This window comes from Fluctibacter corallii, from assembly GCF_025751585.1.
Taxonomy (GTDB): Bacteria; Pseudomonadota; Gammaproteobacteria; order Enterobacterales; family Alteromonadaceae; genus Fluctibacter_A; species Fluctibacter_A corallii.
Genome location: NZ_JAOWKX010000012.1, coordinates 35,764 through 57,249 on the forward strand (window position 1 = coordinate 35,764; position 21,486 = coordinate 57,249).

Here is a 21,486-nt window from a genome sequence, read left to right on the forward strand (position 1 = left end):
GGGGCGTGATGCGCCCCTCTACGATTGAATTAATTCAATAGGGAGATATCAGCTGTGTGTAAGAACAAACGTCTTAGCGTGAACAACAACGCTAAACGGTTTTTCTTAATTGCGTCGTCATTTGCCATCACCATGACGTTGTCGAAGAACGCATCAATACTATCTCTTAGGCAAGACATCGCCTTCAGGGCTTCCTCGTAGTTACCCGCATCAAGCATCGGACGTACTGTCTTTTCAACGTCTTCTAGTGCACTGAATAACTGACGCTCTTCGTCTTGCTCGAATAAAGCGGTGTCAATTTTACCTGCTTCAGAAATGCCATTTTTTTGAAGTATATTCGCCACGCGTTTGTTCGCAGCTGCAAGAGCTGATGCTGACTCCATTGACTTAAACGAAGATACACCCTCAATTCTAGCGGCGAAATCGGCAGGCTTTGTAGGGCGTTTTGCCTCTACCGCCTGAATCACATCGACGTCGATGCCTTTTTCCTGGTAAAACGGTCTGAATCGAGCAAGGATAAAGTCAACGACCTGATCGCTAGTATCTTGGTTCGTCAATTTGCCACCGAATAATGTCGCCGAGCGAGAGACTAAATCAAGCAGATCCAGTTCAAGTTTATTCTCAACGATAATACGCAGTACACCGATTGCGGCTCTTCTCAGTGCAAATGGGTCTTTATCACCCTTAGGCAACTGGCCTATACCGAAAATGCCCACTAGCGTATCCAGTTTATCAGCGAGCGCTACGGCGCTACTGGTTCCTGCTGAAGGAAGGCTATCCCCCGCAAAACGTGGTTTGTACTGTTCATCCAACGCCGTCGCTACGGCCTCCGGTTCGCCATCGTGACGCGCATAGTGCATCCCCATGACACCCTGAACATCAGGAAACTCCATGACCATGTTGGTCATAAGGTCCGTTTTACACAGCAGTCCCGCTCGCTTCGCTTCTGCCGTATTGGTTCCCATCAATTCCGCAATTTGACCCGCAAGCGCAGAAATACGATCAGATTTGTCTTTTAGCGTACCGAGTTGCTTTTGAAACAATACGGTTTCTAAGCTAGATAAACGCGACTCAAGCGTCTCTTTTCTGTCTGTTTCAAAGAAAAAGCGAGCGTCTGCCAGACGTGGACGAATTACCTTTTCGTTACCCGATATCACCTGTGATTTATCTTTACTGTCTATATTACTAACAAACAAAAAGCGGGGCATAAGCTCGCCGTCTTTAGACAATAAAGGGAAGTATTTCTGATCGTCTTTCATGGTATAGATCAGGGCTTCTTTCGGTACTTCCAAGAAGTCTTCGTCAAAGCTCGCTGTTAGCACAACTGGCCACTCAACCAATGATGTGACTTCTTCTAATAATTCGTTGTCTGTTTCTACTACGCCACCTTCAGCCTCAGCAGCCTTTGCTAATTGCTCGATGATTTGTTGCTTTCTTGCTGCATAGTCAGCAATAACAAACTGTGATTCGAGTGATTGTAGGTAATCATCTGCGTGAGTAAGTGTGAACTCACCATCACCATGGAAGCGATGACCGCGGATAGTGGCAGCGGAATTGATATCCAGCACGCTACCAGAAATTATTTCGTTTCCATACATCATAGTAAACGTATGAGCAGGGCGAATAAATTGCGTTGTTTTCGCTCCCCAGCGCATCGGCTTAGGAATAGGAAGCTTTTTCAAAGCGGTCGCGACGATGTCTGGTAGCAACGACTCAATAGGCTGTCCCTCAACATTCGCCTTGAAGAGTAACCATTCACCTTTGTCTGTCGTAAGGCGCTCCGCATCCGCTACAGTAATGCCATTAGAGCGCGCCCAGCCTTCGGCTGCCTTTGTCGGATTGCCTGAATCATCAAATGCAGCCGCAATCGCAGGACCACGCTTTTCAACAACCTTATCTTCTTGACGGCTAACTAACTGAGTTACCTTAACCGCTAAACGTCGTGGAGAGGCGTACCAAGTTAGGTCTTCAAATGACAATTCAGCGTCATGTAATCCATCTTGAATGCCGTCTTTAAAGGCTATCGCTAGGCTCTTAAGCGCCTTCGGTGGTAATTCTTCCGTTCCCAATTCAATTAAAAGGCTTTCTTTACGCATCGTTTACTGCTCCTTTTGACACATTGGGAATCCAAGCGTTTCACGCTTCTCGTAATAGCTTTGTGCGCATGCCTTGGCTAGGGTTCTGACTCGCAAGATATAGCGCTGACGTTCCGTAACCGAGATAGCATGACGAGCATCTAACATATTAAATGCGTGAGACGCACGCATTACCTGCTCGTAAGCTGGTAAGGGTAATCCAGCCTCGATCATACGCTGGCTGTCTTTTTCGCATTGGTCGAACATGGCAAATAGCGTGTCTACATCTGCGTGTTCGAAGTTATATGCTGATTGCTCTACTTCGTTCTGATGGAATACATCGCCATAAGTGACTTTACCCATCGGGCCGTCTGTCCATACCAAATCATAGATACTGTCGACGCCTTGAACGTACATTGCTAGTCGCTCGAGTCCGTAGGTGATCTCGCCAGTAACTGGTGAACACTCTAATCCACCCACCTGCTGAAAATAAGTAAACTGAGTGACTTCCATGCCATTAAGCCAGACTTCCCAACCAAGTCCCCAAGCTCCGAGAGTGGGAGATTCCCAATTGTCTTCTACAAATCGGATGTCGTGAACCAGCGGATCAAAGCCGAGCTCTTTCAAAGACCCAAGATATAATTCTTGAATATTGTCAGGTGATGGCTTCAACATAACCTGAAATTGGTAGTAATGTTGTAAGCGATTGGGGTTTTCTCCATATCGACCATCGGTGGGACGACGACAAGGTTGTACATACGCACTGCTAATAGGCTCAGGACCCAAAGAGCGTAGGAATGTCATAGGGTGAAATGTACCTGCACCCACTTCCATATCAAGGGGTTGAATAATGACACAGCCTTGCCGCGCCCAGTAATCCTGTAGGGCGAGAATTAGCCCTTGAAAGGTCTTGATATCATACTTTTGCATAATGCACTGCTAACTCGGTTAATTGATTCAAAAAATGCTGTTCAGTATACCTTTTGTGCGCGAATGAATGTAGATTAAATAGCGCAAATAACACACTTTAGGCTGAATTTATGGACAAAAAACGTTGTGGATGGGTGTCTGATGATGCTTTATACCAAGATTATCACGACAATGTGTGGGGGCGTCCAGTCGAGGATGCACAAGAGCTGTTTGCAAAACTGTGCCTAGATGGTCAACAGGCCGGCTTAAGTTGGATTACCATCCTCAAAAAACAAGCCAACTACGAAGCGCTATTTCATGATTTCAATCCGTACAAAATAGCGCAAATGACACCTGACGATGTGGAGCGCCTTATGCACGAACCTGGCATAGTAAGGAACCGTCTTAAAATTCAGTCGGTTATTAAAAATGCGCATGCGTTTATCAAAATAGAAAATGAAGGCAGTTTTTCAGATTTCCTATGGGATTTTGTTGATCACAAAACACGTGTTAATCAATGGAGGACTTTGTCTGACGTGCCAGCGAGCACACCGGAGTCGGATGCGATGGCGAAGGCATTAAAAAAGCGAGGGTTTAGCTTTGTGGGCACCACGATTTGCTACGCGTTCATGCAGGCAGTGGGCATGGTTAATGACCATGTTGTGGATTGCCATTGTTATGAAGATACGGTAGCTCTAGCTAAAAGGTAATTGCATGGAGCGCGCTTACCTCCAGATAAACGCGCACTCTGGCTAATCAGATAGCAATTTGAAAGGATTTTAGTGGTGCAATTTCTTTTAATATTGCGGTTTCTAAACGGCTTTCATGCTCTTCCCGTTCATCATCCTGTTCCTTACGAACCTGTCTGGTTAACGCTTTGCGTTCTTCATGAGTAGGTAAGTCTTTTACTAAGTCATAAAGTTCATATAGGGCTGGAAATTGAATCTGACAATCAGGGACGTCTTTTACCGGTAAACTATGTAAAAGGTTAACTAAACGAATCGCGCCTTCAGACAAATTGCACTGTTGTTGCTCCATAGCCATTGCAATTACTTGAACGCTTTCGGTGATGGAATCAACACGTTGCTGTCTCATTGCCAGCTGATTTTTAGACTGCTTATTTAGTGCAAATAGTAATTTACCTGCATAAAATGCCAAGCTTGCAATTACTAAAAGCGCAAATATCAACGCAATCCACAGTTCGTAACTCATTATCTACAATACCCTAATTATACTAACTTCTTGGGATCGATAGACTCAAAACGTGCTAATGGATCATCGTCATCCCCATCTACATCGTCATTATCGTCGGCATCATCGTGAATACCGAGTAATTCACACAACGCACGGTGACGTTGCATTTTTTGATCAACATATTGTTGTTCCTCAACGGAGAGCACAGCCTGATCTTCTATCTTATCTAATAATGCTTCAAGTCTGGCATCGGCTTCAATCGCCGCCAGTTCCTGCTTGGGTGAGAAGTACTTAGGCTTAGGTACTTTTTTCTCAACCTCTTTTACCACTAGCGGTACTGGCTTTTTGCTGCCAACCCGTGGATCTTTCTTTTGATTTTGAATAGGCGCTTTAGTGTCTTGCTTAGTGCTATGACGACTTCCGCTTGGGTTACCGGTTTTCTTTTTCGGCTTCCCACCGGAAGGTGAGCGGGGTTGGCTTCCCGGTTCTTTTGGTGCTTTACGAACACCGATTTGCCCGACTTTACGGGTCTTTTTTGATCTGGCCATACTAACCTCAATAATCTATCTGCGTTAATTTTAACGCATTATGTCGGGCTGTTGATATGTTTTCTTAAGAAGACTACATCGTTACTTATCACTGACAGCGTTAAACCGTAATGATTGGCTATCCATTGAAAGGTTTTTTCACTAAAAAAGCTTACGTGGGTGATATCGTTCTTGTAGTGCCAATGAGCAAACCGCTCTTTGCTTATCACGCGTTTTGTCATCACCGCCAACAACCCATTTGGCGTGAGCATGTTTATTAGCTTGGTAAATTCCACATGTGGCGCATGAAAATGTTCGCACGCTTCTGTGCAAGTGATCACGTCATAACGTTGTCTCAACTTGCTGAGATTATTGGCGTAAATAGGATCGAATACCGCCATCTTAATACCAAATTCTTCAAGCATTGAAGCGAGAACAGGGGCAGGGCCGCAACCAAAGTCGAGCCCTGAAAGCGTGGGAGAACTAAGGTTTTCTGATAATGTTTGTATGAGAGGAGCGCTCAGCTTAGTGAGAAAGTGCCGATATCCCTCATCTTCAAACGCATTCTCATGTAAATCGTATTCCTGCTTTTCTTGCACTTGATTAGGCAGACTGCACGGCTCAACAAAAACAAGCATACAAAGGTTACATTGAAAATACCGTCGGCGTTTGTCTGTATGGTAGTGTTGGGTGTCGCCAGAAAGGCACAGTGGGCAAGGATAGTTGAGCATATTTTCGTTTCACAAAGAAAAAAGGCGATAGCAATGCTATCACCTTTCGTATAACTAAGTGCCAGATGACACTTCTCCCGTTATGTATTCTTCCTGAATAATAACAGTTCCCTATTTTACGCTTCCCTTATTTTTATTCTTCACGAAGCCTTATTTTCTCGTTTTCGGTCTTCCTGACGCTTTATTGGTCGTCCTTATATTTCCCAAGTAGGTTAGTGACTAACTCTTTTTATTGTTGATTACGCTAGTCTGGTCTTCCATGTTAGCTGCTCAAAAACAGCGTCCTTATTGTTATTGTTGCGCAAAGCATACACTATTAGTGTGGTTTTACAACTTTTTTACAAACAAAAAGTGAACTTTTTTTGAAAGTTGCAATAAAAAAGCGACATATTGTCGCTTTTCTAAGATTAGTGTAGGCCACCTAAATATTTCGAAATTATCTCAATATCTTTGTCTGTCAGACGTTTAGCGATATCTCGCATCATTCCGTTAGGGTCGTTGGCGCGATCACCAGAACGGAAAAGCTCCAACTGAGATTTTATATAAGCTGTGTGTTGCCCGCTAATATCTGGGAAATTAGCTAATCCCATTCCATTTCCGCGTGGACCGTGACATGCGATACAAGCAGTAATGCCACGCTCCATATCACCACCACGATAAAGCTGTTCACCCGCCTCGATAACATCTTCAGGCGTAGTGCCTGAGGTTGCTTCCTGACTTGCGAAAAAAGCAGAGATATCTTTGATATCTTGATCTGAAAGTCCGGCAGCCATACCATTCATTACAGCATTATTACGACCTTCAGCACCGCCTGTCTTAGATGCTAAACGGAAGTCCATTAATTGCTTTTCCAGATAGCTAGCATGCTGACCAGCCAACTTTGGATTCATATCGATGGCACTGTTACCATCGTTTCCGTGGCATGCTGCACAAGCTGCCGCTTTGTTTTTACCTGCTTCAGGATTGCCTTCAGCGAATGCGCTTGAAGTAAATCCGAAGGCCACCAAGAATAGCAAACCCAATTTCTTCATAGTTGATCTCGACAAACGTTTGATTAGTTAACGATTTTTAATTAGGCGTATTTTACACATTTACGCGCCTGTTAAAATCATTTACAGAGTAATAGTAGGGATATTTCTTTGAAATACCACTATTTGTGCCATTTTCAGTGATATACTTTGCCTCATTATTCGCTGTAACACACATTTTGTAGGTATATTGTGAGTCACTATAGCAAAGCTACCTTTTTTACCAGTGCACCTGATATTCGGCATTTAAAGCAAAATGACGGAATTGAAGTGGCGTTTGCAGGCCGCTCAAATGCCGGAAAATCAAGTGCACTTAATACATTAACACGTCAGAAAAACCTCGCCAGAACCAGTAAAACGCCAGGACGTACTCAGCTTATTAATGTGTTTGAACTTGATGAGACGCGACGCTTGGTAGATTTACCGGGCTACGGTTATGCAAAAGTACCCCTTGCCATGAAAGAAAAATGGCAAAAGTCATTAGGTGAGTATTTGCAACAGCGCAAATGCCTCAAGGGACTTGTTGTATTGATGGATATACGTCACCCATTTAAAGATCTCGACCAACAGTTAATTCAATGGGCAGTTGATGGTCAACTTCCAGTTCTGGCCCTATTGACGAAAGCCGACAAACTAAAGTCTGGAAAAAGAAAAGCGCAATTGCTTATGGCCAGAGAGGCAGCTTTGGCGTTTTGTGGTGATGTAACCGTGCATACTTTTTCGTCACTGAATCGCCACGGGTTACCTGAGTTGGAGCGCACATTAGATGAATGGTTTGGGTATATTGAGCCAAAAACCGAAGACATTACGTTTGATGATCTTTAATCGCTCCTCATTCAAACTTGGTCTAGTATCTTATATCTAACCACTTAAATGATTCACTCGTTCTGTTGCGACCTCAGCATTGTTTCTTCAACGACTTCCCGCAAAAAAAGAAAAGCCTCTTATAAAAATAAGAGGCTCAAATGAGAGAAAACACATAAAACACACAGTAATTAAGAGTGTGCTTTATTCGTAAAGTTCATCTATTAGTAAAAAAATATTAAATTATTTTTAATATGGTGTGGTGAGCGCTGGGTAAATCGCAGTTGACTAGGCATAAAAAAACCCCGGCTAATTAGCCGGGGTCAAAGCAAAGGTCTGAAAGATTTAACATCTTACCTCTGTACCCTACAGAGGAAATAGTAACCTAAAATGGTGAAAATGCAAGCTGATTATGTAAGTTTATTACATAAATGTGGTTTATTTTCATTATTTTCCTAATGCGCTTGATCCCAGTTTTCTCCTGTTCCGGCCTCCACAAGTAGCGGAACCGAAAGAGATACAGCTTCTTCCATAAGACTGACAATGGTATTCGTATACGTTTCTACTTTTTGTTCTTTTATTTCAAATACAAGTTCATCGTGTACTTGCATGATCATTTTGACATCATCCGCTGGCAGTGTCGAAATCCATGCGTCAACTTTCAACATCGCCTTTTTAATAATATCGGCTGCTGTACCCTGCATCGGCGCATTAATTGCCGCGCGTTCTGCGCCCTTGCGTCTTGCACCATTACTTGCGTTGATATCGGGTAAGTAGAGGCGTCGTCCAAACACTGTCTCAACGAATCCTTGAGACTTTGCTTGTTCTCGTGTCGTCTCCATATAGGTTTGTACGCCAGGATAGCGTTCAAAATACAAATCCATATACTTTTGCGCATCATGACGTGGGATATTTAGCTGTCTGGAAAGACCGAAAGCAGACATCCCGTAAATTAATCCAAAGTTGATGGCTTTCGCGCTTCTACGTTGCTCAGTGCTTACTTCATCTAGTGGCACCCCAAATACCTCAGCCGCTGTTGCTTTATGGATATCTTTGCCTTCAGCAAAAGCGTTCAGTAACCCTTTGTCCTCAGATAAATGCGCCATAATTCGCAGTTCAATTTGTGAGTAATCCGCTGCGACCAATTTATACCCAGACTGAGGAACAAAAGCTTGTCTGACTCTTCGGCCTTCTTCTGTGCGAATGGGAATATTTTGCAGATTCGGATCTGTCGAAGACAATCGTCCAGTTGCAGCTACTGCTTGATGATAAGATGTGTGAACACGCCCAGTGCGAGCATTAATCATGTGGGGGAGTTTGTCTGTGTAGGTATTTTTTAGCTTAGTTAACCCACGGTATTCCATTAATAATTTCGGCAAAGGATAGTCATGCGCAAGTTCTTGCAATACTTCTTCTGAGGTAGAAGGTGCGCCTTTTGGTGTCTTTTTAATTACTGGCAGCTCAAGTTTCTCAAACAAGATGTGCTGTAATTGCTTCGTTGAGCTGAGGTTAAATGACTCACCCGCAATATTATGTACTTCTGTTTCCAACTCGAGAATGCGTTTTGCGAGATCCTGACTTTGCTGAGCGAGTTGTTGGCTATCAATGAGAACGCCTGTTTGTTCCATTCTGGCGAGAACCGACGCTAGCGGTAACTCTATATCATTGAATATGCTTACCAAGGTGTCGTGTTCAGACAGTTTGTTCCAAATCGCGTCATGCAGTTGCAAAGTAATGTCTGCATCTTCTGCGGCATAAGGGGCAGCTTGCTCCAATGGAATTTGGTTAAAGGTCAGTTGTTTCGCACCTTTACCTGCAATTTCTTCAAATTTTACTGTGTTATAGGCAAGGTATTTAACCGCTAGGCTGTCCATATCGTGTCGCGAAGCAACACTGTTGAATACATACGATTCCAACATGGTGTCAAAGGCAATGCCTTGAAGATCTATGTCATAGTTAGCTAAGACATTTTTATCGTATTTTAAATGCTGCCCGACTTTCTTATATTCATTGCTTTCTAGAATAGGTTTTAGCTGTTCTAGCACCCATTGCCTATCTAGCTGTTCTGGTGCATCAGCGTAATCATGGGCAACAGGTACGTAAGCGGCTTCACCAGCTTCTACCGCGAACGAAACGCCGACTAATTCAGCTTCCATGTAATTCAGACTGGTCGTTTCAGTGTCAAAGGCAAATAGTTCAGCACTTTTTAGCTTCTGTAGCCAAGATAAGAAGTCCTCTTTATTCAAGATAGTGTGATAAACCCCTTTGGCCGCTTCGGGTTTAGCATCTTCCGTGGGTTTGACGTTTGTTTCGCTAGGGTTGTCCAACACGTTATTGCCTTTGCTGACCTCTTCAAACCAGCGTTTAAATTCGTATTCTGAAAACAGCGCTTTTAGCGCTTCATTATCTGGCGATGATGGACAAAGGGATTCAGGTGTATAAGAAAATTCACAATCAAGTTTAATCGTGGCCAGCTCATAGGATAATCGAGCTTGCTCTTCGTAGGTCTCCATTTTGGCAGCCATACTTTTTGCGCCACGAAATTCAAGTGAGGCGATACTATCAAGATTGTTATAAATCGCATCGATACCGCCAATTCCTTGCAACATCGCCAATGCGCTTTTGTCTCCAACACCAGGTACACCAGGGATGTTATCGACCTTATCACCTTTGAGCGCCAGAAAATCAATAATCAATGAAGGGGGAATACCGAATTTATCAACCACACCGGCCTCATCCATAACCTGATTATTCATAGTGTTGATTAGGGTTACATGCTCATTTACCAGCTGAGCCATGTCTTTATCACCCGTACTAATAAGGGTAGGTATGCGCCTTTCGGTGGCAATACGCGCTAGGGTACCGATGACATCGTCAGCTTCTACACCGTCTTCGACGATAATGGGTAATCCCATAGCTTTGATGATTTCATGTAGTGGCGCAATTTGGCTTCTTAGCTCTTCAGGCATGGAAGGGCGGTTGGCCTTATACTCTTTGTATATGTCATCGCGAAAAGTTTTTCCTTTTGCATCAAAGACAACCGCCATGTGCGTTGGTTGAAATTGTTTAATTAAACTTCTCAACATGTTCACTACGCCGTAAATGGCTCCCGTGTCCTGACCTTTAGAATTGGTTAGGGCCGGCATACCATGAAAGGCGCGAAAAAGATAAGAGGAACCGTCAACGAGAATAAATGGATTGCTTGGAATATTTGCCATAGTGAATAATTTTTGTTAGAGGAATCGACGTTTTGCGTAAGAATGCCATAAATACTGCGATTCATCCATGTTAGCAATGTTAATTATTTGTGGATAACTCTGTTGATTATTATTTTATCAACAGCGAAAACCACCATTGCAAATCGCAAAAGTGTCAAATTAAAAGTAAATTGTAACTTCTTTGAATAAAGACAGGATGATATCCAGTTTTTATTATTTTTATTTCTGAGCAGCGGAATTGCAAAGTACAAAGGAAGGTAAGAACGGACGTTTGCCCTCCTTGGAACTTTCAAGTAATTACTTTAACACAGTATCGGGATCTGTGTGGTAATGTGGTTAAACTTTTTTCTTCTGTGTGGTGTTAATTGAATGTTAAAATTGCATAAGCGAGTAAAATAGAGGGCATAAAGCAATGAAGCCAGTAGCAATTATTTTAAGTGGGTGTGGTGTATTTGATGGCGCCGAAATCCATGAGTCGGTATTTACCATGTATGGATTGGCAAAGCGGGGCGTAGAGTATGTTTGCTTTGCACCCGATATCCCACAAATGCATGTGGTTAATCACCTGACCGGTGAAGTCGTCGAAGATGAATCGCGGAATGTGTTAGTAGAATCTGCGCGTATAGCCCGTGGTGAGATTAAATCATTGTCACAATTAGATGTCAGTGAATTTTCGGCACTGGTGGTTCCAGGTGGTTTTGGTGCAGCAAAAAACCTGTGTGACTTTGCAGTAAAGGGAGCAGAGGCGAGTGTTAATCCTGATGTGTTAAAAGCGTGCAAAGCGTTTGCTGAGGCTAACAAACCTGCTGGATACGCGTGTATCGCTCCGTCGTTAATGTCTTCAGTGTATGGCACAGGCGTGAAACTTACCATAGGTAACGACGCTGATACCGCATCTGCATTGGAAGCGATGGGGGCACAGCATATCGATCAGCCAGTAACAGGTGTGGTCCTTGATGATAGAAATCGGGTGGTTAGTACACCGGCCTATATGTTGGCGCAGTCTATAACAGAAGCGGCAGACAGCATCGACAATCTTATTGAAAATCTAGTCAAACAAATTAGTTAGTACACACTAATATTAGCGTAGTATGACCTCAAAACAGACCTACCATCATGGGAACTTAAAGCAAGCACTAAAAGACGAAGCGCTTGCTTTAATTCGTCAAAACAGCGTAAATGCAGTGAGTTTGCGGGCGATTGCACGCAATGTTGGCGTGTCACAATCGGCTCCCTATCGACACTTTGGTGACAAAGAGGCATTATTGTCAGCAATTGCCGAAGATGGATTTGAACGCCTGAGTGGGTCGATGCAGCGTGTGATGTCAAATAGACGAGAGCGGCCGTTAGAGGCATTAATTGACGGCGGTGTTGCTTACGTGGAATTTGCTTTTCATTATCCGGAACATTATCGCTTGATGTATATGTTTTCAAAAGATAAGCCCAAACTTCATTCACTGCATTGTGCTAATGATGCGTTTGATTTGTTGTCGGAAACCTTATCTTTTGGTGAATCGGCAGGGTGCTTTAAAACTGGTTGTAAAGACACAATGATTTTATCGATTTGGTCTTTGGTGCACGGGTTCGCCACTATGTTAATCGATAAAACCATTGAAGATGACGCGCAAAGTATTCGCCCTCGGTTTGAGCGAATGATTAGCATTCTGTTTGATGGGATTGGAATTCCAACTACTTAGCCTTAGTTAGCAGCGTTGGGAGCAGTGGCTCCCATACTGACTGAGCGTATCGTTTTTTAAAAAAGCCCAAGTGACCGATTCGTTTCTCTCCAAATTCAGCAGGGTGTATTAGGTGTTTTTGTTTTTGCTGCATGCCAAACAAATCGACCAAATCGCGCCAATTTTTCTGGGATAGCATTTCGTCGTCTGCCATGAAGAGACTGTCTAGCGGTACGGATATGTCATTGAACTTGGCTTTTATTGCCGAACTTTCAACGCCTACGCAATACTTAGGGTGCAAGCACCATCTACGCCATTGTCTCATCACATTTTTAGGAAGATCGCCTATAAGATTGATGCGTTTGCCGGGATAGTAACCCCAAAGTTGCGTTGAGACAGGCACAATGACGTACCACAGTAGCCATGCAATCTTATTTAATGGAGCAGCATTGTATCGCCAGTATCCCGTTCCAGATGCCACAGTGATCACCTTTTCCACCTGATGAATACCGTTGATTAACGGAAATATTTGGCCTCCCAAGCTATGACCCAGCCAATAAACCGCTTTATCCTGACTTTGTGACAGCACGTGAGAAAGCACGCATGAACAGTCTACGGTCGCCCAATCCAATATGTCATGGGCGTAATCTTTTATTGGCAGAGACTGAGATTGCCCCATGCCACGATAATCAAATGTAGTAACTCGCACTCCTTGACTGGCTAACCATGCCGCGAAATCGGCGTAATATTGCTGATGGACCCCCATCGCTGGCGCGATGATGACATGCTTTTCATATTCGCCAATTGGAAGATAATCAGTTGCCGTGATCGTATGTACATCGTTTGTCTTTATTTGAAATAAATGACAGTGGGGCTTTTGGTCATTCGTTTTTGATTGCTCAGTGAATGTGTTCATTAGCGTACTCAAATATCGATTTAACTTGTACGCTACGAATTAATGTGTTCATTGTCAACATTGGTGGATCCAACCAAGTCATATTGAATGAAATGAAGTTTTTTGTTGGCAATATCCATTTTATGCTTTTGATTTAATCGTGACGCGCACATAATTGAATACTAAGCACAAAAAACGCGAAGTAGCGAAAGATGCCTTTTAGAAAACAGATAGAGTGTCATGCAATTTAGAACCATAATAAGAATTCTTGGATTATTAGTGGCAATGTTCAGTACCACAATGATCCCGCCTGTAATCGTTTCGCTGATTTATCAAGATGGTTCAGGCTTACCCTTTTTGTTGGCGTTTTTTTTGTGCTTGGTGACAGGCGTAGCCTTTTGGTATCCAAACCGAACTTATCGCAGAGATCTTAGAGCAAAAGAGGGATTTCTCATTGTGGTCTTGTTCTGGACGGTACTGGCCAGTTTCGGGGCGCTTCCATTCTTACTGCTTGAACAACCTCAGATGTCAGTTACAGATGCATTCTTTGAGTCATTTTCTGGTTTAACAACAACAGGCGCGACGGTCATTCAAGGAATCGAGTACTTACCCAAAGCGGTACAATTCTATCGTCAGCAGCTTCAGTGGTTGGGGGGCATGGGGATTATCGTCCTTGCTGTGGCGATTCTCCCAATTTTAGGCGTTGGAGGCATGCAGTTATACCGTGCTGAAACCCCTGGGCCAGTGAAAGATTCAAAAATGACCCCGAGAATAGCAGATACAGCCAAGCACCTTTGGTACATTTATTTATCTCTCACAACTGCGTGCATGTTGGCCTATTGGATGGCTGGTATGAATGCATTTGATGCAATTTGTCATGCCTTTTCCACTATCGCGATAGGCGGGTTCTCCACTTATGATGCCAGTATGGGGCATTTTGATAGCCCCCTAATCAATGCTATATGTGTGGTATTTTTATGGATAGCAGCGCTCAACTTTGCCTTGCACTATGGTGCCGCTAGCGGCAGAACGGTGAAAGGTTACCTTAAAGATCCTGAATTTAAGGCGTTTTTCGTTATACAGATAAGCTTAGTGCTTATTTGCTTCTTAGTATTAGTGTATTTCCGCGTATATGACACCGCTGAATCTGCGTTAGATCAGGCGCTGTTTCAATCTGTTTCCATTAGCACCACCGCCGGTTTTGCGACGGCAAGCTTTGCTCAGTGGCCTGCGTTTTTACCTATTATACTGATCTTCTCAAGTTTTATTGGTGGTTGTGCAGGCTCTACCGGTGGCGGTTTAAAAGTGATTCGTGTCTTTTTATTGTATCTTCAGGGCAAACGTGAAGTAGATAGGTTAATACATCCAAAAGCAGTGTATGCCGTGAAACTGGGTGACCGTGCTATGCCTGAGAGAGTGGTTGAAGCGGTTTGGGGGTTTTTCTCTGCTTACGCAATGATTTTTGTGGTGATAATGGTTGGCTTGATTGCAACTGGAATGGATAACATTACTGCATTTTCAGCTACCGCTGCGACATTAAATAATCTGGGACCGGGGTTGGGAAGTGTATCTGGGACGTTTGCTGAAATCTCTGATGCATCTAAATGGTTATGTATTACCGCAATGTTATTCGGACGGTTAGAGATATTTTCATTGCTGGTATTATTCTCCCCGACATTTTGGCGCAGCTAACATTAGCCGCGCCAAAATAAAATGCTATTTAGAAGAAAGATGCCATTGCGTAGGCAGTCTTCTCAAACATAAGCGGTTGAGCTTCAACTAGTTCCAGATTTGCTTTGTTTGCTGTTGTTACCACACGTGTGCGGTATTCTTTCTGATTTGATACTTCAGAGTAGGTTTGTGTGGCTGCACCATCATCAGACACTTTCGTGTTTACTTTGGCGTCCCGTCTAATAATTACCCCTTCGCGTGCCTTTTCTTTAATTTGAATGTCGGCAACCAAAAGATAAGTAACATCTTTAACCAGTGCATTAGCCGCGGTAGATACTAGTCCACCGATTAGCGCAACGCCTGCAGCATCTTTATAGTCTCCGCCTGTCGCATATGCCACGGTAGCGCCAGTTGCGACTCCTTCAAAACCTGATTTCAGATAGTTATCTGCTGCCGATGGTGAGGCTTTTTCTAGGTTACGCACAAATACACTCATAGTGTATTGCGCATCTTGTGGGTTTTCAGTGAAGCTGTAACCATTGCCACTGGCAGATATCTGGTTATTCAATGCAGCGCGAAATTCATTGCGATCGAATTCCATTACAGCACTACGCACTTCCAAATATATTTTGCGTTTCTCTGCCGGAACAGGGTCAACAAATATTGAAGTGCTTAGTTTGGTTTGTACATCAAGATCTTTTTTTGCTAACGAGGTGTGTACGGCTGCACATCCTGTAAACAATAGTACAGTTGTTAGTAGCACAGCGAAGCGTGCACAGTGTTTCCTTGCGTTCATAATATTGCCTTAAATGTCTTTAACGTCTTAAAAGTAGTAATGTCCGTAGTAGCGGTAGTAGTATCGACAATTACGGTATTCCTGCCAGCTGTACCGAAGGAGATCGCGGCAAGTGTAGCCGGGCCGCCAATAAGTTCCTTGGTACTCTTGTGGTTTAATGTTTTGCTCTAGCATGCTTTTAATGTATGCATCGACCTCTTCAGGCTTTTCCGCCAAAAAAGGTTTAGACAACACTTCAGCATTCAATTGAGCCTGTAATTTAGCCAGTTCATCATCGTCGTTTGCGTGTACCGAAGTAGCGTGCACAACAAGCGTTAATGATAGGGCTGTAATACGTATGATGGTGTGTTTACATACGTGCATATCTCCTCCTCCATAAAGTGAAATGCACGAGTAACAGGTGATGGTGTTAAGCGATTTATTATTATTTTACTTAACTATAATAGAGAATTTCTAATAGTGTATTATTTATTAGGTAGATTCTATGTTCTTAACCAAAGAAAAATGCACTCGGTTGGAACAGTTTCTCAACGTCACCAATAAATTTCTTGTCTACTAAGAACAAAATAACATGATCGTTTGCCTCGATACGCGTGTCGCTATGGGCGATGATGACTTCGTCTTCGCGTACGACAGCGCCAATGGTGGTTCCGGGGGGAAGTTTAATTTCTCTGATTTCCCGGCCAACAACTTTTGAGGTGCTTTCATCGCCATGGGCTATCGCTTCAATTGCTTCTGCGGCTCCTCGGCGAAGGGAATAAACGTTAACAATATCACCACGTCGAATATGCGTAAGCAACGCAGAAATTGTGGCTTGCTGTGGAGAAAATGCGATATCAATTTCACCGCCTTGAACGAGGTCGACGTACGCGCTGCGTTGTATGAGGACCATCGCTTTTTGCGCACCCATGCGCTTAGCGAGCATGGCTGACATGATGTTTGCTTCGTCATCGTTTGTAACGGCAATAAATGCATCGACTTCCTGAACATTTTCTTCGCTGAGAAGTTCGTGATCAGATGCATCTCCACAGAAAACAATGGTTTTGTCTAATCGCGCTGCAAGGTATTTAGCGCGCTCAGGCGAAAACTCTAATAACTTCACATTGTGATTATGCTCTAAGCGTCTAGCCAGGCCTTCGCCAATCAATCCGCCTCCGGCAATCATAATACGTTTATAACTAGACTCGAGTTTTTGTAATTCGCTCATGACGGCGCGAATGTGCTTCGTTGCCGCGATAAAGAAAACCTCATCATCCGCTTCGATCACCGTTGTGCCGAGTGGGCGAATTGGTTTACCGCGTCGGTAAATAGCCGCCACCCGAGTTTCAACGTTAGGCATGTGCTCCTTGAGCGCCGACAGCGCATGGCCCACAAGTAAGCCGCCATAATAGGCTTTTACCGCCACTAAACTGGCTTTACCTTCGGCAAATTCCACAACTTGTAACGCGCCAGGGTAATCGATTAAGCGTTTAATTGCCTTGGTGACAAGTTGTTCTGGTGCAATCAGATGATCTACTGGAATGTCTTGGTGCTTAAACAACTTATCTTGATGAATGATGTATTGCTCTGAACGCACTCGTGCAATTTTAGTCGGCGTATTAAACAAACTGTGTGCAACTTGACAGGCCATCATGTTGCTTTCGTCGCTATTGGTCACCGCAATCAACATATCGGCATCTTCTGCGCCTGCTTTTTCAAGCACATCTGGGTGCGAGCCCATGCCGTTAATGACCTGCAAGTCTAATCTGTCTTGCAATGAGCGCAGTTTTTCTGCATCAGAATCGATGACGGTAATTTCATTGCGTTCCCCAACAAGGTTTTCCGCAAGCGTGCCACCGACCTGTCCAGCACCAATAATAATTATTTTCATAGTTTTATTCGTTCAGAGCGATCCCGCTTTGATAGTAATTTGGGTATTCTTCGGCTAAGACTTTAGCAGTCTGGCGTAATAGAAACCATCCATCTGATCTTCGCCGGGCAGAATTTGTCTACCGGGATTGTCTGTTGTTTCTGTTTTTGTTACTGGTAATAACGACGCTGAAGGCGTGCGTGCCAGAAATTTCGCTATTTGTTGGCTGTTTTCTTCAGGAAGAATTGAACACGTCGCGTAGAGCAACGTGCCGCCCGGTTTTAGAATTTTCCACATGGCGCTTAAAATATCTTGCTGAATGGCAACTAGCTCTTCAATGTCTTTGCTTTTGCGTAGCCACTTGATGTCTGGATGACGTCTAATCACGCCAGTGGCAGAGCAGGGGGCATCAAGCAAAATACGATCAAAGGGTTTCCCGTCCCACCATGTATCAACCTCTACGGCATCGCCTGCAACCAAGGTTGCGTTGTGGTTCAGGCGCAATAGGTTCTCTTCGACCCGTTCTAAACGGGCTTTGTCGATATCAAGGGCTATGCAAGCACTCAATGAGGGCTGTAACTCTAAAATGTGGCAGGTTTTACCGCCTGGGGCTGCGCAACAATCAAGAATGCGCTCGTTTTCTTGCGGTGAAAGCAAGGAAGCGGCCAATTGCGCTGCGCCATCTTGCACTGCAAATAAACCGTCAGTGAACCCCGGTAACGAGACGACATCAACACTTTTAGGAATAATAATCGCATCTTCAAGAGTGGCGTGCTTGTGCGCATTAATACTGGAAGGAAGCATGTCAAAATAGGCATCACGCGCAATTTTTTGACGATTGACTCTTAGCCATACAGGGGCGCGAGTGTGCATTGATTCCACAATCGCGTCTATTTGTTCAGGATAATTGGTTAACAAACGTTTATAGAGCCATTTAGGTAACCCTGAATTAATTTGTGGATCATCCGGTTTTTGTAAGTGTTTATCTTGTCGTTGAAAATTACGCAATACAGCGTTAACGAGCCCTTTTAAGCCTGGTGCATTCAATGCGTTGCAGGCTGCAACTGTTTCAGCCACGGCGGCATGAGCAGAGACTCGCGAAAATGCTAGCTGATAAAAGCCCAAGAGAATAAGGTGCTCGATGATCTTTTGGTTGCCTTTCAACGGCTTTTGTAACATATCGCGCAGCCAATATTGCAATAATGGCAAGTGGCGTAACACACCAAAGCTCATCTCCTGCAACCAAGCTTTATCTTTGTCTTTTAATTGGGCCTGATATTTCGGGAGAACGTCTCTGGATGACTTGCCAGATTCTAAAATATCAAACAGCGCTTTGGCTGTTGCCGCTCTGAGTTTTGCGCCCGAATGATTGCTCACGCTAGCACCGTACCCTCAGCGAACCAGTCGCTGCGTGCATTTAAAATGTCTGCGACAGACATCGCTTTTTTACCTGGAATTTGAATTTGAGTTAAACGCAGTGCGTTCTCACCACAGGCTATTAGCAATCCTGTTTTATCTGCTTTTAATATGGTGCCAGCCTGAACAGATTGAGTATTTTGTTCTGCGACTTCAGCATGCCATACCTTGACTGGGCCCGCGTCTAGTTCAAAGAACGCCATTGGCCAAGGGTTAAAGGCGCGTATGTTACGTTCTAATTGTGTGGCTGATAATGCCCAGTCGATTTTCGCTTCTTGCTTAGACAATTTCTCGGCGTAGTTGACCTGCGATTCATCCTGTTTTTCGGGTGTCAATGAGGTGAGCTGAGATAGCGTATCAAGCAAGGCTTGAGGGCCTATGTTAGCCAACTTCTCGTATAATGTAGCACTGGTGTCATTGGGCAATATTTCGACATCAGACTTTAGTAACATATCGCCCGTGTCGAGCCCCTCATCCATTTGCATGATTGTAACGCCCGTTTGCGCGTCGCCTGCCCAAATGGCACGTTGAATAGGGGCTGCACCTCGCCACCTTGGTAGCAAAGAGCCATGCACGTTCAAGCAGCCGAGTTTCGGGCGCTCTAATATGGCTTTAGGTAAAATAAGTCCGTAAGCAACCACTACCATGACATCGGCTTGTATTTCATTAAATTCTTGCTGCGCCTCTTCTGTTCGCAGGCTCTTTGGTTGCAGAACCGGAATGTCATGTTCAAGCGCGAGTTGTTTTACTGCGCTTGCTTGTAATTTTTTGCCGCGACCTGCGGGTCTGTCTGGCTGAGAGTAAACCGCTACAATATTGTGCTCTGATTGAATCAATGCGTCTAAATGTCTTGCAGCAAAATCCGGAGTACCGGCAAAGATAATATTAAGTGGTGTGCTCACGTTGTTCCTTATTGCTTGGCGGCCAAGCGGGCTTCTTTTTCGATTTTTGTGCGAATACGTTGGCGTTTCAGCGGAGAAAGGTAATCAATAAACAACTTACCTTTGAGATGATCTAACTCATGCTGAATACAAATCGCTAACAAGCCTTCGGCTTCTAAAGTGAACGTTTCACCATTTGCATCAAGAGCTTCAACGGTGACTTTTTCCGCACGTTCTACTTTTGCATAGCTATAAGGTACAGACAAACATCCCTCTTCAGAGATAGTTTTACCTTCTTTGTGAGTAATTTCGGGATTGATAAATGCGTACGGCGTATCTTGATCTTCAGATACGTCAATAACGACCACGCGCTTATGCACATTGACTTGCGTTGCAGCTAAGCCAATACCGTTTTCTTCTTTCATGGTTTCGAACATGTCTGAAACCAATTGTTTGATTTCGTCGTTTACCTCAGTTACGGGCTTCGCCACTGTACGTAAGCGCTCGTCAGGAAATCTAAGTACGTCTAATATTGCCATGTTACTCGAAAATTTATCGGTGCCACGAGGCAAACGCCCATGGCAAAGTATTAATTACCATACGATCACGCGATAGTCGCTATTTAATCGCAGTACCCAGCCGTTATTCTAGCTTAAATAAAATCAATACCAAACACATATAACAATGATGCTAGGATTAACCTAACAGTTCATTGCTGCGAGGGAACACATGATCAAATCGGTTCGCAATTTCGTGCTTGTTTTAGGGCTATTACCTCTTTTATGTATTGCCGAAACGGTAAAAATCAAGTCTGATGCGCCCGTAGAGTACACCGTTAAAAAAGGTGATACGTTATGGGATATTTCAGAAATGTACTTATTCAAGCCGTGGTTGTGGCCAGAATTGTGGCGAAATAATACCCATATTGAGAATCCCCACCTTATTTACCCTGGTGATGTATTGTCACTGCAATTTGATGAGCAGGGTAATCCCGTGCTAACCCTCACGCGAGATGCGAAAAACCGCCGCGTGCTATCGCCAGGCATTAATGTAAATGAAAAGCCCGTTGCCGTGCCCCTTATTTCGTTAGAGGCACTGACTCCCTTTATGGAGAATGCACATATTACCTCGCTAAGTGAATACGAAGGGCTGCCTCAAATATTAGGGAATTATGGCGGTGCGAATTTGTTTGGTGAGGGTGAGTTTGTTTTGGCTCATGCGATTGATCAACAAAATGATAAAACCCAATATAAGGTAATTCGAGCGGTTCAAGAAATTGAAAGAGCAGACAGTATCTTTGTGGTATCAAGGGAGGTGGGAGAAGTACGCCCAGTGCTTTCTGATACCGGAGAGGTGAGTTTTGCGCAAGTTGGCGTCGGCAAGTTAGAAGTTAGGCCTGGGGATCGCGTTAAAGCGGAAGTGCCGTCAGAAGATGTGTTTACTTTGGCAAGCCACAGTGCATGGGAAGCAGAATTAGTGGGTAGCCTAAAGGGTCACAATTTGATGGGAAAATTTGATGTAGTAATCGTTGAAAGTAAGGCTGAACCATTGGTTTCTGGCTCGGTTTTAGGTATATATCAACATGGCCCCACAATTGTTGTAGGAGACTCGCCAAAGTATCAAACTCACTCAGAGGAAGTCAGCACAATACTCGGACAACAAATCCATCACCAACCAGCCATTAAAGTGGGAGAACTCATTGCAATTAAACAATTGGGTAAGTTTAATTTAGCCATCATCATCGATGCATCGGAGGTGGTGCGGCAAGGAGCTTGGCTCGGAAACCCTTAACGAGACGCACAGGATGTGCATGCAA

20 protein-coding genes are annotated in these 21,486 nt (G+C 43.9%); 6 read left to right on the forward strand and 14 right to left on the reverse strand.

All coding sequences use genetic code 11. The features are described from left to right. Positions 1-29: 29 nt before the first annotated feature. Together glyS and glyQ are read right to left on the reverse strand one after the other, a co-directional pair. A complete protein-coding gene (gene glyS, locus OE749_RS17785; RefSeq protein ID WP_263713838.1) occupies positions 30-2,096 on the reverse strand; it encodes a glycine--tRNA ligase subunit beta in 2,067 nt (688 codons plus the stop codon). Positions 2,097-2,099: 3 nt separating this feature from the next. Continuing rightward, entirely contained in the window at positions 2,100-3,005 is a 906-nt protein-coding gene (gene glyQ / locus OE749_RS17790; protein WP_263713839.1) for a glycine--tRNA ligase subunit alpha, read from the reverse strand. A 110-nt stretch (positions 3,006-3,115) separates the two neighbouring features. Between glyQ and OE749_RS17795 the strand changes: the two genes are divergently transcribed. Next, positions 3,116-3,694, forward strand: a complete 579-nt coding sequence (locus OE749_RS17795) for a DNA-3-methyladenine glycosylase I (RefSeq protein WP_263713840.1) — start codon at positions 3,116-3,118, stop codon at positions 3,692-3,694. A gap of 46 nt (positions 3,695-3,740) precedes the next feature. Here the strand turns inward: OE749_RS17795 and OE749_RS17800 are convergent, their stop codons facing one another. The 4 genes from OE749_RS17800 to OE749_RS17815 form a co-directional block, all read right to left on the reverse strand. Beyond that, on the reverse strand, positions 3,741-4,196 hold the full coding sequence (locus OE749_RS17800; RefSeq protein ID WP_263713841.1) for a DUF2489 domain-containing protein: 456 nt from the start codon (positions 4,194-4,196) through the stop codon (positions 3,741-3,743). A gap of 17 nt (positions 4,197-4,213) precedes the next feature. Beyond that, on the reverse strand, positions 4,214-4,726 hold the full coding sequence (gene yihI, locus OE749_RS17805; RefSeq protein WP_263713842.1) for a Der GTPase-activating protein YihI: 513 nt from the start codon (positions 4,724-4,726) through the stop codon (positions 4,214-4,216). A gap of 38 nt (positions 4,727-4,764) precedes the next feature. Then, positions 4,765-5,436 (reverse strand): class I SAM-dependent methyltransferase, encoded by a 672-nt coding sequence (locus OE749_RS17810; RefSeq protein WP_263713843.1) that lies wholly within the window; start codon positions 5,434-5,436, stop codon positions 4,765-4,767. Between the two features lie 407 nt (positions 5,437-5,843). Further along, positions 5,844-6,467 carry a c-type cytochrome gene (locus OE749_RS17815; protein WP_263713844.1) on the reverse strand — a complete coding sequence of 208 codons (624 nt, stop codon included), beginning with the start codon at positions 6,465-6,467 and terminating at the stop codon, positions 5,844-5,846. A gap of 189 nt (positions 6,468-6,656) precedes the next feature. On the opposite strand from OE749_RS17815, the gene yihA reads away from it, so the two are divergent. After that, positions 6,657-7,289, forward strand: a complete 633-nt coding sequence (yihA, locus tag OE749_RS17820) for a ribosome biogenesis GTP-binding protein YihA/YsxC (RefSeq protein ID WP_263713845.1) — start codon at positions 6,657-6,659, stop codon at positions 7,287-7,289. 434 nt (positions 7,290-7,723) lie between these two features. Here yihA and polA read toward each other — a convergent pair whose 3' ends face one another. Further along, positions 7,724-10,486, reverse strand: a complete 2,763-nt coding sequence (gene polA, locus OE749_RS17825) for a DNA polymerase I (RefSeq protein ID WP_263713846.1) — start codon at positions 10,484-10,486, stop codon at positions 7,724-7,726. 412 nt (positions 10,487-10,898) lie between these two features. Here polA and elbB point away from each other — a divergent pair, with 412 nt between their 5' ends. Together elbB and OE749_RS17835 are read left to right on the forward strand one after the other, a co-directional pair. Then, positions 10,899-11,555 carry an isoprenoid biosynthesis glyoxalase ElbB gene (elbB, locus tag OE749_RS17830; protein ID WP_263713847.1) on the forward strand — a complete coding sequence of 219 codons (657 nt, stop codon included), beginning with the start codon at positions 10,899-10,901 and terminating at the stop codon, positions 11,553-11,555. 22 nt (positions 11,556-11,577) lie between these two features. Further along, a complete protein-coding gene (locus OE749_RS17835; RefSeq protein ID WP_263713848.1) occupies positions 11,578-12,183 on the forward strand; it encodes a TetR/AcrR family transcriptional regulator in 606 nt (201 codons plus the stop codon). On the opposite strand, the gene OE749_RS17840 is transcribed toward OE749_RS17835, so the two are convergent. After that, a complete protein-coding gene (locus OE749_RS17840) occupies positions 12,176-13,078 on the reverse strand; it encodes an alpha/beta hydrolase family protein (RefSeq protein WP_263713849.1) in 903 nt (300 codons plus the stop codon). The two genes, OE749_RS17835 and OE749_RS17840, sit on opposite strands and share 8 nt — an antisense overlap. A gap of 219 nt (positions 13,079-13,297) precedes the next feature. On the opposite strand from OE749_RS17840, the gene OE749_RS17845 reads away from it, so the two are divergent. After that, complete coding sequence (locus tag OE749_RS17845) at positions 13,298-14,749, forward strand: TrkH family potassium uptake protein (protein WP_263713850.1); 1,452 nt, start codon at positions 13,298-13,300, stop codon at positions 14,747-14,749. Positions 14,750-14,777: 28 nt separating this feature from the next. On the opposite strand, the gene OE749_RS17850 is transcribed toward OE749_RS17845, so the two are convergent. The 6 genes from OE749_RS17850 to def all read right to left on the reverse strand — a co-directional run bounded on the left by OE749_RS17850 (position 14,778) and on the right by def (position 20,209). Then, positions 14,778-15,524 (reverse strand): complement resistance protein TraT, encoded by a 747-nt coding sequence (locus OE749_RS17850; protein WP_263713851.1) that lies wholly within the window; start codon positions 15,522-15,524, stop codon positions 14,778-14,780. A 27-nt stretch (positions 15,525-15,551) separates the two neighbouring features. Further along, positions 15,552-15,887: a hypothetical protein gene (locus OE749_RS17855; RefSeq protein WP_263713852.1), complete on the reverse strand. Its 336-nt coding sequence runs from the start codon at positions 15,885-15,887 to the stop codon at positions 15,552-15,554. A gap of 127 nt (positions 15,888-16,014) precedes the next feature. Then, positions 16,015-17,394: a Trk system potassium transporter TrkA gene (gene trkA / locus OE749_RS17860; RefSeq protein ID WP_263713853.1), complete on the reverse strand. Its 1,380-nt coding sequence runs from the start codon at positions 17,392-17,394 to the stop codon at positions 16,015-16,017. A gap of 54 nt (positions 17,395-17,448) precedes the next feature. After that, entirely contained in the window at positions 17,449-18,750 is a 1,302-nt protein-coding gene (rsmB, locus tag OE749_RS17865) for a 16S rRNA (cytosine(967)-C(5))-methyltransferase RsmB (RefSeq protein ID WP_263713854.1), read from the reverse strand. Next, the gene (gene fmt / locus OE749_RS17870) at positions 18,747-19,691 is read right to left on the reverse strand and encodes a methionyl-tRNA formyltransferase (RefSeq protein WP_263713855.1); all 945 of its coding nucleotides are present in this window, start codon (positions 19,689-19,691) and stop codon (positions 18,747-18,749) included. Before fmt ends, rsmB begins: the two co-directional genes overlap by 4 nt. 8 nt (positions 19,692-19,699) lie before the next feature. Next, positions 19,700-20,209, reverse strand: coding sequence for a peptide deformylase (def, locus tag OE749_RS17875; protein WP_263713856.1), 510 nt, complete (start codon positions 20,207-20,209; stop codon positions 19,700-19,702). 190 nt (positions 20,210-20,399) lie between these two features. On the opposite strand from def, the gene OE749_RS17880 reads away from it, so the two are divergent. Further along, a complete protein-coding gene (locus OE749_RS17880) occupies positions 20,400-21,461 on the forward strand; it encodes a LysM peptidoglycan-binding domain-containing protein (protein WP_263713857.1) in 1,062 nt (353 codons plus the stop codon). Positions 21,462-21,486 lie beyond the last annotated feature (25 nt).

What these genes read in the sequence shown, in the direction of transcription:
- glyS (WP_263713838.1), bottom strand. Translation starts at nt 2,096, where the DNA reads ATGCGTAAAGAAAGCCTTTTAATTGAATTGGGAACGGAAGAATTACCA.
- glyQ (WP_263713839.1), bottom strand. Translation starts at nt 3,005, where the DNA reads ATGCAAAAGTATGATATCAAGACCTTTCAAGGGCTAATTCTCGCCCTA.
- OE749_RS17795 (WP_263713840.1), top strand. Translation starts at nt 3,116, where the DNA reads ATGGACAAAAAACGTTGTGGATGGGTGTCTGATGATGCTTTATACCAA.
- OE749_RS17800 (WP_263713841.1), bottom strand. Translation starts at nt 4,196, where the DNA reads ATGAGTTACGAACTGTGGATTGCGTTGATATTTGCGCTTTTAGTAATT.
- yihI (WP_263713842.1), bottom strand. Translation starts at nt 4,726, where the DNA reads ATGGCCAGATCAAAAAAGACCCGTAAAGTCGGGCAAATCGGTGTTCGT.
- OE749_RS17810 (WP_263713843.1), bottom strand. Translation starts at nt 5,436, where the DNA reads ATGCTCAACTATCCTTGCCCACTGTGCCTTTCTGGCGACACCCAACAC.
- OE749_RS17815 (WP_263713844.1), bottom strand. Translation starts at nt 6,467, where the DNA reads ATGAAGAAATTGGGTTTGCTATTCTTGGTGGCCTTCGGATTTACTTCA.
- polA (WP_263713846.1), bottom strand. Translation starts at nt 10,486, where the DNA reads ATGGCAAATATTCCAAGCAATCCATTTATTCTCGTTGACGGTTCCTCT.
- elbB (WP_263713847.1), top strand. Translation starts at nt 10,899, where the DNA reads ATGAAGCCAGTAGCAATTATTTTAAGTGGGTGTGGTGTATTTGATGGC.
- OE749_RS17835 (WP_263713848.1), top strand. Translation starts at nt 11,578, where the DNA reads ATGACCTCAAAACAGACCTACCATCATGGGAACTTAAAGCAAGCACTA.
- OE749_RS17840 (WP_263713849.1), bottom strand. Translation starts at nt 13,078, where the DNA reads ATGAACACATTCACTGAGCAATCAAAAACGAATGACCAAAAGCCCCAC.
- OE749_RS17845 (WP_263713850.1), top strand. Translation starts at nt 13,298, where the DNA reads ATGCAATTTAGAACCATAATAAGAATTCTTGGATTATTAGTGGCAATG.
- OE749_RS17850 (WP_263713851.1), bottom strand. Translation starts at nt 15,524, where the DNA reads ATGAACGCAAGGAAACACTGTGCACGCTTCGCTGTGCTACTAACAACT.
- OE749_RS17855 (WP_263713852.1), bottom strand. Translation starts at nt 15,887, where the DNA reads ATGCACGTATGTAAACACACCATCATACGTATTACAGCCCTATCATTA.
- trkA (WP_263713853.1), bottom strand. Translation starts at nt 17,394, where the DNA reads ATGAAAATAATTATTATTGGTGCTGGACAGGTCGGTGGCACGCTTGCG.
- def (WP_263713856.1), bottom strand. Translation starts at nt 20,209, where the DNA reads ATGGCAATATTAGACGTACTTAGATTTCCTGACGAGCGCTTACGTACA.
- OE749_RS17880 (WP_263713857.1), top strand. Translation starts at nt 20,400, where the DNA reads ATGATCAAATCGGTTCGCAATTTCGTGCTTGTTTTAGGGCTATTACCT.